This is a genomic window from Bradyrhizobium sp. HKCCYLRH3061 (genome assembly GCF_051168015.1).
Classification (GTDB): domain Bacteria; phylum Pseudomonadota; class Alphaproteobacteria; order Rhizobiales; family Xanthobacteraceae; genus Bradyrhizobium.
The window spans coordinates 24,211-38,143 of the sequence record NZ_JBNPUE010000026.1; the positions used below are offsets into that span (position 1 = coordinate 24,211).

15 protein-coding genes are annotated in these 13,933 nt (G+C 67.0%); 4 read left to right on the forward strand and 11 right to left on the reverse strand.

Annotated features, from left to right (window positions below):
* Positions 1-6: 6 nt before the first annotated feature.
* The 5 genes from ACQR2C_RS30255 to ACQR2C_RS30275 form a co-directional block, all read right to left on the reverse strand.
* On the reverse strand, positions 7-879 hold the full coding sequence (locus ACQR2C_RS30255; protein WP_316236776.1) for a metal ABC transporter permease: 873 nt from the start codon (positions 877-879) through the stop codon (positions 7-9).
* Positions 876-1,634: a metal ABC transporter ATP-binding protein gene (locus ACQR2C_RS30260; protein ID WP_315801791.1), complete on the reverse strand. Its 759-nt coding sequence runs from the start codon at positions 1,632-1,634 to the stop codon at positions 876-878. The genes ACQR2C_RS30255 and ACQR2C_RS30260 overlap by 4 nt, the downstream gene beginning before the upstream one ends.
* 2 nt (positions 1,635-1,636) lie before the next feature.
* A complete protein-coding gene (locus tag ACQR2C_RS30265) occupies positions 1,637-1,858 on the reverse strand; it encodes a hypothetical protein (RefSeq protein ID WP_315801790.1) in 222 nt (73 codons plus the stop codon).
* A gap of 330 nt (positions 1,859-2,188) precedes the next feature.
* Positions 2,189-2,575 (reverse strand): fluoride efflux transporter CrcB, encoded by a 387-nt coding sequence (gene crcB, locus ACQR2C_RS30270; RefSeq protein WP_315801789.1) that lies wholly within the window; start codon positions 2,573-2,575, stop codon positions 2,189-2,191.
* Between the two features lie 175 nt (positions 2,576-2,750).
* The gene (locus tag ACQR2C_RS30275; protein ID WP_315801788.1) at positions 2,751-3,350 is read right to left on the reverse strand and encodes a superoxide dismutase; all 600 of its coding nucleotides are present in this window, start codon (positions 3,348-3,350) and stop codon (positions 2,751-2,753) included.
* Between the two features lie 105 nt (positions 3,351-3,455).
* Between ACQR2C_RS30275 and ACQR2C_RS30280 the strand changes: the two genes are divergently transcribed.
* Together ACQR2C_RS30280 and ACQR2C_RS30285 are read left to right on the forward strand one after the other, a co-directional pair.
* Positions 3,456-3,989, forward strand: a complete 534-nt coding sequence (locus ACQR2C_RS30280) for a GNAT family N-acetyltransferase (protein WP_316217199.1) — start codon at positions 3,456-3,458, stop codon at positions 3,987-3,989.
* A 1,155-nt stretch (positions 3,990-5,144) separates the two neighbouring features.
* Complete coding sequence (locus ACQR2C_RS30285) at positions 5,145-5,579, forward strand: DUF2147 domain-containing protein (RefSeq protein ID WP_315802707.1); 435 nt, start codon at positions 5,145-5,147, stop codon at positions 5,577-5,579.
* Between the two features lie 7 nt (positions 5,580-5,586).
* Here ACQR2C_RS30285 and ACQR2C_RS30290 read toward each other — a convergent pair whose 3' ends face one another.
* Entirely contained in the window at positions 5,587-6,735 is a 1,149-nt protein-coding gene (locus ACQR2C_RS30290) for a DUF3095 domain-containing protein (RefSeq protein WP_316236774.1), read from the reverse strand.
* A gap of 155 nt (positions 6,736-6,890) precedes the next feature.
* Between ACQR2C_RS30290 and ACQR2C_RS30295 the strand changes: the two genes are divergently transcribed.
* Complete coding sequence (locus tag ACQR2C_RS30295; RefSeq protein ID WP_434882751.1) at positions 6,891-7,691, forward strand: RMD1 family protein; 801 nt, start codon at positions 6,891-6,893, stop codon at positions 7,689-7,691.
* Positions 7,692-7,894: 203 nt separating this feature from the next.
* On the opposite strand, the gene ACQR2C_RS30300 is transcribed toward ACQR2C_RS30295, so the two are convergent.
* Positions 7,895-8,611 (reverse strand): MgtC/SapB family protein, encoded by a 717-nt coding sequence (locus ACQR2C_RS30300; RefSeq protein WP_315802704.1) that lies wholly within the window; start codon positions 8,609-8,611, stop codon positions 7,895-7,897.
* 157 nt (positions 8,612-8,768) lie between these two features.
* Between ACQR2C_RS30300 and ACQR2C_RS30305 the strand changes: the two genes are divergently transcribed.
* The gene (locus ACQR2C_RS30305; protein WP_434882752.1) at positions 8,769-9,176 is read left to right on the forward strand and encodes a hypothetical protein; all 408 of its coding nucleotides are present in this window, start codon (positions 8,769-8,771) and stop codon (positions 9,174-9,176) included.
* A gap of 10 nt (positions 9,177-9,186) precedes the next feature.
* Here ACQR2C_RS30305 and ACQR2C_RS30310 read toward each other — a convergent pair whose 3' ends face one another.
* From ACQR2C_RS30310 to ACQR2C_RS30325, 4 genes are all read right to left on the reverse strand, one after another.
* Positions 9,187-11,481, reverse strand: a complete 2,295-nt coding sequence (locus ACQR2C_RS30310; protein WP_434882753.1) for a heavy metal translocating P-type ATPase — start codon at positions 11,479-11,481, stop codon at positions 9,187-9,189.
* A 98-nt stretch (positions 11,482-11,579) separates the two neighbouring features.
* Entirely contained in the window at positions 11,580-12,311 is a 732-nt protein-coding gene (locus ACQR2C_RS30315) for an SDR family NAD(P)-dependent oxidoreductase (RefSeq protein ID WP_434882754.1), read from the reverse strand.
* Complete coding sequence (locus ACQR2C_RS30320; protein ID WP_434882755.1) at positions 12,304-13,692, reverse strand: class I adenylate-forming enzyme family protein; 1,389 nt, start codon at positions 13,690-13,692, stop codon at positions 12,304-12,306. The genes ACQR2C_RS30315 and ACQR2C_RS30320 overlap by 8 nt, the downstream gene beginning before the upstream one ends.
* The gene (locus ACQR2C_RS30325; protein ID WP_315802699.1) at positions 13,679-13,924 is read right to left on the reverse strand and encodes an acyl carrier protein; all 246 of its coding nucleotides are present in this window, start codon (positions 13,922-13,924) and stop codon (positions 13,679-13,681) included. The genes ACQR2C_RS30320 and ACQR2C_RS30325 overlap by 14 nt, the downstream gene beginning before the upstream one ends.
* Positions 13,925-13,933: the final 9 nt, after the last annotated feature.

Consider the following 13,933-nt stretch of genomic DNA (forward strand, 5'->3'; position numbering starts at 1 on the left):
TGGACTTCAGGCTTCGAGGTGACGTCCCGGAAACAGTTGCGGAAGCACGCCGCCCACGCGTCCGAACAGCACCGAGCCGAGATAGAGGAGCGACGCGACCAGGATGATCGCTGGCCCCGAGGGAATGCGGGTCTGGAACGACAGCACCAGGCCGACATAGCCGGAGACGATCGCGGAGGTGACGGCGATGCAGATCATCGGCGTGACGTCGCGCGACCAGAACCGGGCGATGCCCGCCGGCAGGATCATCAGGCCGACCGCGAGCAAGGTGCCGAGCGCCTGGAAGCCGTTGACGAGGTTGACCACGATCAGGCCGAGGAAGATCAGGTGCGCCGGCGCGCCGGCGCGGCTGACGGTGCGCAGGAACAGCGGGTCGACGCTCTCGACCACCAGCGGGCGATAGATCACGGCGAGCACGACCAGGGTGAGCGTGGCATTGAAGGCCACCATCAGCAGGGTCGGATCGTCCATCGCCAGGATGTTGCCGAACAGCACGTGCAGCAGATCGATATTGGTGCCCTTGACCGAGACGATGGTGACACCGATCGCCAGTGACGCCAGATAGAAGGTCGCGAGCGACGCGTCCTCCTTCAGCCCGGTCGAGCGCGACACCAGGCCCGACAGCAGCGCCACGGCGAAGCCTGCGATCAGCCCGCCGGTCGTCATCGCGAACAGATTGAGCCCCGACAGTAGGAAGCCGATCGCGGCTCCCGGCAGGATCGCATGCGCCATGGCGTCGCCGACCAGGCTCATGCGCCTGAGCATCAGGAAGACGCCGATCGGTCCGGAGCCGAGCGACAGCGCGATGACCGCGGCGAGCGCGCGGCGCATGAACTCGAAATCCGAGAACGGAGCGAACAGCACCTCGCGCAGCATCATGCCGCCTTGGAGGCTGGCGCGGGCACGCAGGGCGCGGCGGCGTCGTCGAACGCCTCGCACATCCGGCGCGCCTGCGCGAGATTGTCCGTTGTCAGCACCTCCGCCGTCGGCCCCCAGGCCACGGCCTCGCGCGCCAGCAGCAGGGTCTGCGGGAAATGCGCGCGCACCATGTCCATGTCGTGCAGCGCCGCCAGCACGGTGCGCCGCTCGCCATGCCAGTGCTCGATCAGTTGCAGAAGGTCGGCCGAGGTCTTGGAATCCATCGCGTTGAACGGCTCGTCGAGCACGATCACGCGGGCATCCTGCAGCAGCACGCGCGCGAACAGCATGCGCTGCATCTGGCCGCCCGACAGCGTGCCGATGCCGCGGCCCTCGAAGCCGGTGAGGCCGACGGCGGCGATGGCCCGGGCGATCTTCTCGCGCGCGGCCGCGCCGATGCCGCCGAACATGCCGGTGCTGCGCCACAGTCCGGTGCTGACGAAATCGAACACCGAGATCGGGAAAGAGCGGTCGATGTCGGCGATCTGCGGCAGATAGGCGATCTCGCGCGGCTTGAGGCCGGCGGCCGTGATGCTGCCGGCGAGCGGCTTCAACAGGCCGACGATGCCGCGGAACAAGGTCGATTTACCGGCGCCGTTGGGACCGATCACGGCCAGCAGCGCGCCCTCCGCCACGTCGCCCGAAAGATGATGCACGGCCGGGTGCCGGTCATAGCCGAGCGTGACGTCCCGGAACTGCAGCTGCACCATCGCCATCCTCACCGCATCGCCATGATGACGATGACCCAGAGCACCGCGCTGGCCGCGATCGCGGCCCCCAGCCGTGTCGTCACGGGCATCCGCAGGATCGACCAGGACGCCGGCTGCGCCGGATGCGGCGCGCCCGGACCATGACCGTGGGCGTGATTGTGGCCGTGGCCATGCCCGTGCGCGCCATGCGCATGGCTGTGATCGTGGCTCTGGAGCGCGGACTGGGTCATTTCGTTATAATGTTACATTATAACATCACCCCTGTCCACCGGCGGCGCGCTATGCAAGGCCGTCACCATTGACGCCCGCTCGTGCGGGCCTCGCCCTTCGAGACGCCCGCCTGCGGCGGGCTCCTCAGGGTGAGGAGCGAAGGTTCGCACTCTGGACTGGACTGAGCAGATCGCAGCGGCCCTCGCGCCGTCAACACGCTGTTTCCGATCAACGTGCCACGCTGGCTACGAAGCTGCCCCTCATGGTGAGGAGCGCCGAAAGGCGCGTCTCGAACCATGAGGCCCGGAATGTTTCCGGGGCCATTAGCGCCAGCGGGAGCCGAAGATGCCTCAGCTCAAGACCCGCACCAGCGCCAGGCCGCCGAACAGGCCGGCGATGGAGATGCCGACCGAGCCCAGCACATACAACGCCGCCAGCCCCGGTGCGCCGCGCTCATAGAGCAGCGCGGTATCGAGCGAGAATGCCGAGAAGGTCGTGTAGCCGCCGAGGATGCCGGTCATCAGGAACAGCCGCCAATGCTGAGAGGCGCCGCCCTTGAAGGCGAGGTAGCCGGCGATCAGCCCCATCACGGTGGAGCCAGTGATGTTGATGATGAAGGTGCCCCACGGAAAATCGGTGCCGAGCGCGCGGGCGCTCGCCATGTTGATCGCGTGCCGGAGCGAGGCGCCGCAGCCACCGCCGACGAAGACGAGAAGATAGCCCAACAATTGATTCACAGAACCTGACCTTGCACACGGCGCCGGAGAACGGATGCCCTACCCTCCGCACCTCACCAGCAAAATTCTTGCCGAAACGCGCCTTCGCTTGCAAGGACCGGTCGCGTCAATATCCTGTCACGAAAAAGGGCGGCGAGCTTAGAGCTCACCGCCCTCCTCCGTGGATCATAAGCGATCAGACAGCCTTGCCGTAGAGCTCGTCGACGTAGTCCCAGTTGATGAGATTCTCGACGAACGCCTTCAGATAGTCGGGACGGCGGTTGCGATAGTCGATGTAGTAGGAGTGCTCCCAGACGTCGCAGCCGAGGATCGGGGTCGCGCCGTGCACCAGCGGGTTCTCGCCGTTCGGGGTCTTGGAGATCTCCAGCTTGCCGTTCTTGACCGAGAGCCAGCACCAGCCCGAGCCGAACTGGCCGACGCCGGCGGCGGCGAAGTCGGCCTTGAACTTCTCGAAGCCGCCGAGATCCTCGTCGATCTTCTTCTCGAGCCGGCCGGGCAGCTTGGAGCCACCGCCATTCGGCTTCATCCAGGACCAGAAATGGATGTGGTTGAAATGCTGGCCGGCATTGTTGAAGACGGCGGGGTTCTTGCCGAACGAGCCCTTGACGATCTCCTCGAGGGACTTGCCTTCGAATTCGGTCCCCTTGATCGCATTGTTGCCGTTGGTCACATAGGCCTGATGATGCTTGTCGTGATGGTACTCGAGCGTCTCCTTGGACATGTAGGGTCCGAGGGCTTCATAGGCGTAAGGCAGGGGGGGAAGCGTAAAGGTCATGGGGGCGGTTCCGCAACTTGTGGAAGACGGGATTTAACGGGACCTTCTTATAGAAGGTTCCGACACCGTAAAACACCGTGAATTTGGAAAAAGCGAGCCGCTTTGATGAGCATCGAGATCGACGTATTGAATGATGACGCCGCCTGGCCGCTGGTCAAGCCGCTTTACGACGCGGTTTGGCCGCCGGAGGTGGTCGCCGGTTTGCCGTGGGCTGGTATCACATTTGCGCATGCCGACCTGCGGGTGCTGGTGCAGGACGACAGGGGCGAGGTGCTGTGCCATGTCGGCATCTATCGCCGACTCGTGAAGTGGAACGGCCAGAACGTCAATGTCGCCGGCATCGGCGGCGTTTTGACGCGTCCCGACATGCGCAACCGCGGCCTCGCCACGGTGGGACTGAACGCGGCGATCCAGACCCTGCGGCACGAGGACTCGATCAACTACGCCGTGCTGTTCTGCGCGGCGGATCGCATCCCCTTCTACACGGCGAGAGGCTTCATCCCGTTCGACGGCGACGTCTACGCCGAGCAGCCCGAGCAGGGCCGCATCCGCTTCGACCGGCTGTCCGCGCTGGTCCACGACGTCAAGCGCACCGCGCCGACCCGCGGCACCATCGACCTCTGCGGATTGCCGTGGTGACTCCGTTCTCCCCTCCCTTGTTTGAATCGTAAATCCGTTCTCCCTTCCGCTGTCGTCCCGGACAAGCCGTGACGCGCGCCAGCGCGTCGCGGCGCCGATCCGGGACCCATACGCCGCGGCGGTTGCGAGACGCGAAAGGCCAACGGCCAGCGTGCCTCAAACCGCTCCCTGGGGGTATGGGTCCCGGCGTTCGCCGGGACGACAGCGGAGTTTGTCGCGGCAGTCCAAACCATGTCCCGACCGGGACGACAGCGCAGCGCCCGGCGCAACTTCTGGAAAAAATAATTCACTTGCGCATTATCGGAAATCATGATTATCTCCGTGCATCCCGCCTCACCGCAGAGGGGCGTAGCGCGCGATCGTCACGACACGCGAGGTGGGGATGCGATGGCCGCGAGAGATCGCAGCATTCTCTTCGACGAGGATGCGGACGAACGATACCTCGCGGACGTGAAGTCGCAGCGTCCTGACACCCCGACGCTGGTGTCACCCGCGCAATGCGCAAGCATGGTCGCGGCATGGTGGCCAACAAGCCCGGCGCACCAGGGAGACTGCGTATAAGCGTGAAGACCGTCGCGCAGGGAATGCCGGAGTGTTCGGCTTTGCCTGTGGTACCTGCCGCCTGCATTTTTTTCGCAGGCGGGCCATGGGTGAGGCCTTCACCCGGCATTCCCTGCGCCCTCCGCACTTTCAAGAGGGCCACATGGATCGCAGCACTCGGGCATCACATGCCGCGAGGCCGCGCTGCCGTGTCCCGGCCCTGTCATCAGCTGTTTGAGTCGTAAATCCGCCAAACCCACCGCTGTCGTCCCGGACAAGCCGTGACGCGCGCCAGCGCGTCGCGGCGCCGATCCGGGACCCATACGCCGCGGCGGACGTGATGGGCACAATGCCAATGACCAGTCTGCCTCAAACCCCTCCCTGGTGGTATGGGTCCCGGCGCCGCGTGCGCAATTGCGCACCAGGCCGGGACGACAATGGAGTTTGTCGCGGCAGTCAAAGCCATTTCCAGTGCATGAGACAACCGAGCAAGGGATTGAGACGTTCCGTCGGCGATGCACCTGATCGTGATGATCCCGCTTTGGACAACCGCTGCTCTGCGATTGCAACTGCGCCGTTTGCTGTTATGGAAACGCGGCTTCAACGGGGGGTAAGATGATTTGGAAATTGCGTTTGGCTGGTCTTGCGCTGGCGACCGTCGTGATGGCGCAGCCCGCTTTGGCTGCCGATGATCCGACCGGCACCTGGCTGACCCAGGCCGGCGACGCCAGGATCAAGGTCGCCAAATGCGGCGCCGGTCTCTGCGGCACCGTCGTGTGGCTGAAGGAGCCGATGGACACCGACACCGGCAAGCCGGCCGTCGACAACAAGAATCCGAATCGCGCGCTTGCCAACCGCCCGATCATCGGCCTGCAACTGTTCGAAGGCGTTCACGCGGAGGGGCCGAACAAATGGTCCGGCAAGATCTATAACGCCGATGACGGCCAGAGCTACACCAGCCACATCTCCGTCTCCGGCCCGGACACGCTGAAGGTGGAAGGCTGCGTCGGATCGCTGTGCGGCGGCGAGACCTGGACCCGCGCGCGCTGATCAGCGCTCAGGCGACCGCGGCCTTCAACGCGGTCGCAGCCGACGCGTAGCCGCCTCGCGCGCCGTCGATGAAGTGGACGTGATCCGGCCGGATCGCGGACGGCGTGAAGCAGGTCATCATCGCGGCATCCTGGCGATGCAGCCCGTAGCGGACGATGCCGCGCGACGCCGCCGCGCCAAGCCGGCGCTCCAAGTCCTGCGCGAGCTCGTCGGTGCAGTCGAGGATCATGCGCAGCGCATCGTCATATTTGCGGAAGTCGGAATTCTCGACCACCTGCTGCTTGTAGAGATCCGGCACGAAGCCGCCGATGCTGATGTTGAACCGCATCACGGCATAGACGAACAGCGTCCGTCCGAGCACGCGGGCCCAGCGCGACAACAGCGGTCCGCGCGCGGCGCGGACTTCGTAGCCGAATCCCTGCGGCGGCCATCGCAGCGCCGGCGCGCCGGCCGGCACCGGCCGCCCGGCATCGGGGCTGCGTTCGGTCAGGGTGATGATCTCCTCGATCACCTTGCGATAGGCCTGCGCATCGGCGCCGGGGGCCGGCAGCACCAGCACCGACAGGATGAGGCCGCGTGCCGCCGGGATCTCCTCGAACCGGCACGACAGCCCGGACAGATCGGGCTGCGCACCGGACGCCGCCGGCGGAATCGCGAACTCGCCCCGCTTCATCGCGGCCTCGGCCCAGCCCAGTCCGCCGCCTGCGAACATCGCGTAGGACAGGTTGGCCGACGGACCGTAGCGCGCCACGCGGACGTCGAGGCCCTGCGCGCGGATCGCGCTCACCGGCACCAGGGCGACACGCATCGCGAGATCGAGATCCTCCCTGACCCAGGTCGCGGTCGCGGCAAGGGCCTCGCGCGCGGCCGCTTCGTCATCCGGGCTGACGGCGAAGCTCGCGCCGTCGCCCCCGAACACGAATGGGAATTCGCGCCCTTCCAAGGCATTGGTGACCGCGGCGATGACCGCCGCCCCGGCCATGTTGACCGCCTTGTAGCGCCTGTCGGCGATCGCCTTGGTCGACTCGACGATGTCAGCCGTGCCGATCAGCCAGTCATCCGGCACCGGCTGGTAGAGCTGCGGCTCCATCAGGCGCGCGAAGCCGCGAAACACCGGAATCGAGGCATAGTAGTCCGCAGCGCTGGTCTTCGACATTGAGAGGCATCCGTCCGGGGTGCGCGTCCAATGAGGAGCTACGTTCTTTCCTGTCAAGCGGGTTCAGGCAACGATATTCGGCAGCGGACGTGTCGCCTGACGGATTGCACCGCGTTATCGTTCCATCGGCATTGACGTGCTAGCCTATCGCCATCATGGCCGACGCCTCACCCGTTCCACAACTCGCCGCCCGCGCGCTCCAGATCGCGGACCGCATCAATACCGCCGGCTTCGAGGGCCAAGTGCTGTCGGCGACGCCGCTGGCGGTCCGCATCGGCGAGACGGGTATCGCCGTGGTCTTCCGCTACGGCGTCGTCGTCTTCATCGGCCTGTCGGTGGCGGAGGAGATCAACTTCCTCGACCGGCTGAGCGCGCGACTGTTCGGCCCGATCGCGCCGCACGAGGAAGAGACGGCCAAGGTCCAGGTCGCGCGCGAATCCGACGAGCCGATCCCGGTCGGCGGCCCGGTCCTGGTCAAGGAATTGTCGCTGGAGCGGCTGCTCATCGTCGCCGATGCGCTGGCCAAGAGCGTCGTGCTCGGCCGCAGCGAGCGCGAGATCGCCAACGTGTTCGACACGATCGAGCCGTTCGCGCGCGAGCTGGCGCTGCTGGGGCGAACATCGAAGAGCCGGGTGGCGATGCTCAAGCTGCTCGGCGAGGCGCTGCTGGTGCAGCACCGCGTCTCCGGCCGCGTGGCGGTCGGCGAGAAGCCGGACGTGTTGTGGGACCGGCCCGATCTGGAACGGCTCTATGCACGGCTCGAGGACGAGTATGAGCTGAAGGAGCGGGAGGACACCCTCAACCGCAAGCTCGCGGTGATCGCGGAGACGGCGACCACGCTCGCCGACATCATCGACACCAAGCGCTCGCTGCGGCTCGAGGTCATCGTCGTCATCCTGATCGCCTGCGAGATCGTGCTCGGCTTCTACGAGATCTTCGCCCGCGGCGGGCATTGACGGCAGAGCCTCGACCGGCTGCCATCGCATTCAGCGATGGTTCAGACGCGGCATGGAACTCTCGCATGGGCGCGATGAGCGATGCTGGGGGATGTCGAACCATGACGTGGGTGGGGAGCTTGCGACCGTCGCCGGCGGCAGCCAGCCACGAGGTGTGGCGAGCGCCCCGCCGCCGGCGCGGCGATGCTGGTCCGCCAATGCCGTCACACCAGCGCTCTGACGTTCCAAGTCGCATGACGGACCCCGGCAAGCTTCGCCAGCTCGGACACGACGCGGTCGAGATCGACCGTATCGACCGCGAGCGGCACCAGCGTCGCGATGATCTCGACGATGTCCTCGGAGCGATAGACAACCTCGGTCTCCCGCACCGGGTATTTGGCCGCCTCCAGCCGCTCGTCGAGCGCCTCGCGCAGCTCGGCGGCGCGCAGCCCGTCGGTGGTCAGGACGATCTCGTAGTTCGCCTCCGAGGTCTGCGCATTGAGCGGGATGCGATCGATCGCATTGACCAGCGGCCGCAGCAAGGTGTTGCCGGCCAGCACGAACACCGTCAGCGCCACCGACTGCGCGATCAGGTCGGCGCCGGCGCAGGCGCCGACCGCGGCGGACGCCCACAGCGTCGCGGCGGTGTTGAGGCCGCGGACGTTCATGCCCTCCTTCATGATCGTGCCGGCGCCGAGGAAGCCGATGCCCGACACCACATAGGCGATGATCCGCACCGCGCCGTCGGCGCCGGTCAGGCGGTTGCCGAGGTCGACGAAGGCGGCCGCGCCGACGGCGACCAGCACGTTGGTGCGCAGGCCGGCGCTGCGCTGCCGGTATTGCCGCTCGGCACCGATCAGCGTGCCCAGCACGAACGCCGTGAACAGGCTCACGAGCGTGTCGAGGAAGTCGAAGACCTGGAAGGTGTGGAGGAATCGCATGGGCTTGCTGACTGTCTACGGTATTGCGCTCCGTGGCCTGCCTGGCGGCAGCGGCACGCGTGGCATCCGGCGGCGGAACCGTCGCGAGAAGGTCGCTTTCTTAAGCCGTCCTTGATCGAAATCAAATCCCCGTCCCTCCCGTATACTTTAGGCTGATATGATCAACAGGCAGATGACGTCCGGCAAACACATGACGCCATTCTCCGACGTCCGCAGGGATCAGAGCCCGGCCGTCCGGCTGGGACATGATGCGGTGAGCGCGGTGAAGCTGTCCCAGGAGCTCACCGCCGAGATCGACGCCTGGGCGGAGGCTCACCAGATGACACGCTCCGACGCCATCGGCCAGTTGCTCACGATCGGCCTGCATGCATCGCGGCCGGCCGCAGCCGGGCAGCCCACGTCGCGGGATCCCGTCGCCATCGAGCAGAATGCGATCCGGCTGATCGATCGGATGCTCGATCCGAGCCTGTCCGCCGAGGAGCGCGAGCGGCGGATCCGCCGCCTGATCGAAGGTCCTGCGGAATTTGCCAACGAACGGATCGACCTGCCGCGGCATCCAGGCTGACGCGAACGGCTCAGGCGGCCGAGCGCGCCACCACGGCCTCGTAGATGTCGTCCTCCTGCGCCGTGTGCATGCGGACCAGCGTCTCGATCGCCTCGATCACCCGTTGCGCATCGCGGATCAGATAGCGGTCCACATGCTCGGACGGCAGATCCTCGACCAGCCGGCCGAGCAGGCGCGCCAGATGCAGGATCTCGCGATGCGCGCGGCTCATTGCCGACAGGCCATGGCTCTCCTGCAGGAGGCGAGCAAGCTTCGGATAGACCGAGCCCTCGTCGTCGCGCTCATGCGCCACGACCTTGTCCTGCACCACGCCGTTCGCCTCCATGATCAGCACCACGGCGCCGTCGGGCGGGGCTTCGTCGAGCGCATCGACGATCGCGCGCAGGCGGTCGAGGCCGCGCAGCAGCGCCTGGTGATCATGCCTGAGCCCTCGGCCGTCTTCGGCCGTGATCCGGCCGGCTTTGCTGCGGCCGGCCGGAAACAGAGCGCGGAGCGCGTTGAGGATGACGGCGACGTCGATGGCTTCCTGGAACAGGGCCGCAGGCACCGGCTGCAGCAGGCCGAAGGCCGCGGCCCCCATCGCCACGAACGACAGGCCCATGCCGACGAAGATGCTCTCCAGGGCGATGCGTCGGGCGCGCTGCGCGATCACGATCGCCTCGCCGACCCGATCGAGCCGATCGGCGAGAATGACCACGTCGGCGGCTTCCGACGAGGCGCTGGCACCACGGGCGCCGAGCGCGATGCCGACGTCGGCGGAGGCCAGCGCCGGAGCATCGTTGATGCCGTCGCCCACCATGATGGTGGGATGCAGCCGCTGCTCGCTCTTGACCGCCTCCACCTTGTCGGAGGGGACACGGTCCGCCAGCACGGCGTCGAGGTCGAGCGCCGCGCCGATCGCCTGGGCGGCCGCGGCGCGGTCCCCGGTCACCATGACCATGCGCGCGATGCCGGCCTCGCGGAGCCAGCGGATCGCGCGCGGCGTATCCGCGCGCAGTTCGTCCGCCAGCAGCAGCGCCCCGATCGGGCGCCCCTCGATCGCAACGAAGACGATCAGCGCCGACCGCCACGACGCCCGGCGGATCGCGCGCGCCGCCCAGGGCGGCGGCGTCCGGCTGCCGAGCACGAGGTCGCGCGAGCCGGCCATCACAGGGCGGCCATCGATCAGACCTTCGAGGCCCGAGCCCATGGTTTCCCTGACCTGTTCGGGCACCTTCAGCTTCAGCCCGCGCGCCTGGCCGGCCTGAACGATCGCGTGCGCCACCACGTGGTGCGAGGCCTGCTCGAGCGATGCGCAGAGCAGCAGCACCGCATCGGCGTCCTCGCCCGGCGCGGCGTCGACCGACAGCAGCCGCGCGCCGCCGACGGTCAGCGTGCCCGTCTTGTCGAACAGCACGGTGTGCGCACGCGCGAGCGCCTCGAGCTTGCCGCCACCTTTGACCAGAATGCCGCTTCGGGCCGCCTGCGCCACCCCGGCAATGAAAGCGACGGGTGCGGCGAGAATCAGCGGGCACGGCGTTGCCGCCACCAGCACGGCAAGACTCCGGATCACATCGCCCGAGGCCAAATAGGCGGCCCCGGCGATGGCGAGGCTGACGGGCAGGAAGATCAGGGCATAGCGGTCGGCCAGCCGCACGAACGGCGCCTTCGCGGTCTGGGCCGTCGTCACCAGCTTGACGATGCCGGCATAGGTGCTTTCGCCCGCAGTGGCGGTGACCGCCATTTCGAACGTGTCGCCGGCATTCACCGATCCCGACAGGATCGCCATCCCGCGCGTCTTCGTCACCGGGATCGGCTCCCCCGTGAGCGCCGACTCGTCGACGACCGCGATGGTCGCTTCGACCATGCCATCGACCGGGACGATCTCGCCGGCGCGGACCATCAGGCGATCACCGACCGCGACGCTGGCGATCGGAACGTTGTCGATCTGGTCGCCACGGCGGCGATGTGCCTCGCGCGGCGCGCGATCGACCAGCGCGCGCAGATCGTGCTCGGCGCGGGCGACGGCAATGTCTTCGAGCACGTTGCCGCCGGAATACATCAGCGCCACGACAGCGCCGGCCAGCGGCTCGCCGAGGATGATCGCCGCGCTCATCGACACCAGCGCGATCGCGTCGACGCCGATGCGGCCGGCCAGGACATCGCGGACGATCGAGACGATCAGCCCCAGGATGACCGGAACGGTCGAGGCCGTAAAAGCGATCCCGGCAAGATCGGGGCGACCGAGCACATGCGCGAGGCCGCCCGCGGCGAGGCCCGCGATTGCGATCGCGACGAGGGTCCACCGCAGAATGCGCTCGAACATGGATACCGGTTCCGGATTGCGCCGGCACTATCGCTGCTGCCGCCCGTCGGACGCTTGAGCGAAATCAACGGCGAGAGCGACCGATCGCCGCAAATGGCTCAGGCGGTATTGCCTGCATCGACCGTCAGCACGGTGCCGGTGACATTGCGCCCGCCATCGCCGAGCAGGAATTCAACCATCGCCGCCACGTCATCCGTTTCCGGCAGCCGCCGCAACGCGCTGCGGCCGGCGATGCGCCGCTGCTGCTCCTCGTCCATGCTCTGCGTCAGCTCGGTGGCGATGAAGCCCGGTGCGATCGCGTTCACGGTGATGCCGACCTTGCCGACCTCGCGCGCCAGCGAGCGCGTGAAGCCGTTGGCCGCCGCCTTGGTCGCGCCGTAGACGGACAGGCCGTTGTAGCCGGTGGAGGCGATGATCGAGGAGATGTTGATCACCCGCCCCTCGCCCGCGGCCATCATGTGGCGAACGACATATTTCGTCAGGATCATCGGTGCCAGCACGTTCAGCCGCACCAGGGCCTCGATCTCCGAATTATGCATGGTCGCGAGCAGGCCCTCGGTGCCGAGACCGGCATTGTTGACGAGACCGTAGAGCGGACCAAACTCGTCGCGCACCGACTTCACGAAGGCCGGAAGTTCGTCGACGACGCTGAGATCACAGGCGCGGAAATGAATGCCGGCGCTGCTGGCGCTGAACTCGGCGATCGCAGCGCGCAGTTCCTCGCTCTCCCGGCGGGCCACCGTGACGACGTCATAGCCAGCGCCAGCGAGCCTGCGCGCGATGGCGAGCCCGATGCCGCGGCTGCCGCCGGTGACGAGAACGTTACGCATCGGCGCGCGCCAGCTTGCCGGCCGGTGTGACGTCGAGCGCCGGCACGACACGGATCATCGCCGGCACCTTGTGGGGCGCGAGGCGCGCGCGGCACGCGGCGAGGATCTCATTGCGGACCGCCTCGGTCCGCGCCGGATCGGCATCCGCCGTCAGCACGACCTCGGCGACGACGATGCCGCCGGTGATCGGGCTGCGCCGCGACTTGGCGCGCGACATCCGCACCTCGGGATGGCCATTGATCACGGCCTCGATTTCTTCCGGATGGACCTTGAGCCCGCCGACATTGATGATGCCGTTGCGGCGCCCGACGAAGTAGTAGCGATCGCCGCGCAGCTCGACCATGTCACCGGTATCGACATAACCATCCGTATCGGTCAGGGCGGCCGCAGCGCGTCCGACATAGGCGTGCGCGGCGCGCTTGGAGCGAATGCGCAGCGAGCCGTCGGCGACCTTCATGTCGACGGCGCCGCGGCCTTCGCCAAGCAGCGTCGCCGGAAACCCCTCCAGCCCATCATTCACGGCGAAGCCGACGCCGGCCTCGGTCGAGGCGTAGGCATGACCGATCGAAGCGTGGGGGAATGCCAGCTTCAATCCATCGAGCACGGCCTGGTCGGCGATCTCGCCGGAGAGACGCACATAGCGCGGCGCGAAGCCTTCCACTGCCCCACTCATCAGCAGCTTGCGCCAATGCGACGGCGTTCCGGACATGTGCGTAACGCCGCGTGCGTTGAGACGCGCGACGTGGTCCGATAGCCCCTCGCCCGGATCCGACAATACCATGGAGCCGCCGCCGACGATGGCGCGCAGGAAGATCTGCAGGCCGCCATAGCGGCGGATGTCGTAGAACGTCGCCCACACCGGCATGGCTTCGCCAGGTACCGGACGGTCGCCGATGATCGCGCCGCACAGACCGTCCAGCGTATGCCCGACAATCTTTGGCACGCCCGATGTACCCGATGTCAGCATCAGCCATTCGGTGGCGCGCACCGTCTGCACGACCGCGGCAGAAGGCTGCGGCAGGGCGACCTCGATCACGAGATCGACGCCGCAGGCGTCGAAACGCTGGACCTCATCGGTCACGATGGCGTCGATGTCCGCATCGGCAATGATGCTGGCGAGATGCTCGCCCTTGAGATCCGGCGGACACAACAGGAGACGTCGTGCGACGCCATCGATCTCGATCAGCGCAAGGCCGGCGAGGAGCTGGCCGGAGGTCGCCAGCAGCACCGAACGTCCGTTGAGCTCTTCGGTGCGGCCGCCGAGGCTGCTTCCGCGCGAGAGCTCGGCGAGCGATATGACGTGACGCGGATCGGAGATCGTCCGTTCGGTCAGCGCGGTCCCGAGATGGTCGCGAAGGGCGAAGATCTCACGCGGGGACATTCTCATAGGCCCCGATGAAGTCGCCTATCGTGTTGGGGAACGTCACATCCTCGGACAGGGTGAACGGATCGACGCCGAGATCGTCCTCGAGACGGGCGACCAGGATGGCGAAAGCGAGCGAGTCGAAGCCGGTCTCATGCAACGTCAGCTCATCGGTCAGCGGCGGCAGCTTGACCTTCTGTTCTTCCGCAATCTGCTTGATCGCTGCAATGATTCTTAACCGTACCGACATGGGCCAATC

Coding starts and splice junctions, on each gene's coding strand:
- ACQR2C_RS30255 (WP_316236776.1), bottom strand. CDS start 879: ATGATGCTGCGCGAGGTGCTGTTCGCTCCGTTCTCGGATTTCGAGTTC.
- ACQR2C_RS30260 (WP_315801791.1), bottom strand. CDS start 1,634: ATGGCGATGGTGCAGCTGCAGTTCCGGGACGTCACGCTCGGCTATGAC.
- ACQR2C_RS30265 (WP_315801790.1), bottom strand. CDS start 1,858: ATGACCCAGTCCGCGCTCCAGAGCCACGATCACAGCCATGCGCATGGC.
- ACQR2C_RS30275 (WP_315801788.1), bottom strand. CDS start 3,350: ATGACCTTTACGCTTCCCCCCCTGCCTTACGCCTATGAAGCCCTCGGA.
- ACQR2C_RS30280 (WP_316217199.1), top strand. CDS start 3,456: ATGAGCATCGAGATCGACGTATTGAATGATGACGCCGCCTGGCCGCTG.
- ACQR2C_RS30285 (WP_315802707.1), top strand. CDS start 5,145: ATGATTTGGAAATTGCGTTTGGCTGGTCTTGCGCTGGCGACCGTCGTG.
- ACQR2C_RS30290 (WP_316236774.1), bottom strand. CDS start 6,735: ATGTCGAAGACCAGCGCTGCGGACTACTATGCCTCGATTCCGGTGTTT.
- ACQR2C_RS30295 (WP_434882751.1), top strand. CDS start 6,891: ATGGCCGACGCCTCACCCGTTCCACAACTCGCCGCCCGCGCGCTCCAG.
- ACQR2C_RS30300 (WP_315802704.1), bottom strand. CDS start 8,611: ATGCGATTCCTCCACACCTTCCAGGTCTTCGACTTCCTCGACACGCTC.
- ACQR2C_RS30305 (WP_434882752.1), top strand. CDS start 8,769: ATGATCAACAGGCAGATGACGTCCGGCAAACACATGACGCCATTCTCC.
- ACQR2C_RS30310 (WP_434882753.1), bottom strand. CDS start 11,481: ATGTTCGAGCGCATTCTGCGGTGGACCCTCGTCGCGATCGCAATCGCG.
- ACQR2C_RS30315 (WP_434882754.1), bottom strand. CDS start 12,311: ATGCGTAACGTTCTCGTCACCGGCGGCAGCCGCGGCATCGGGCTCGCC.
- ACQR2C_RS30320 (WP_434882755.1), bottom strand. CDS start 13,692: ATGTCCCCGCGTGAGATCTTCGCCCTTCGCGACCATCTCGGGACCGCG.
- ACQR2C_RS30325 (WP_315802699.1), bottom strand. CDS start 13,924: ATGTCGGTACGGTTAAGAATCATTGCAGCGATCAAGCAGATTGCGGAA.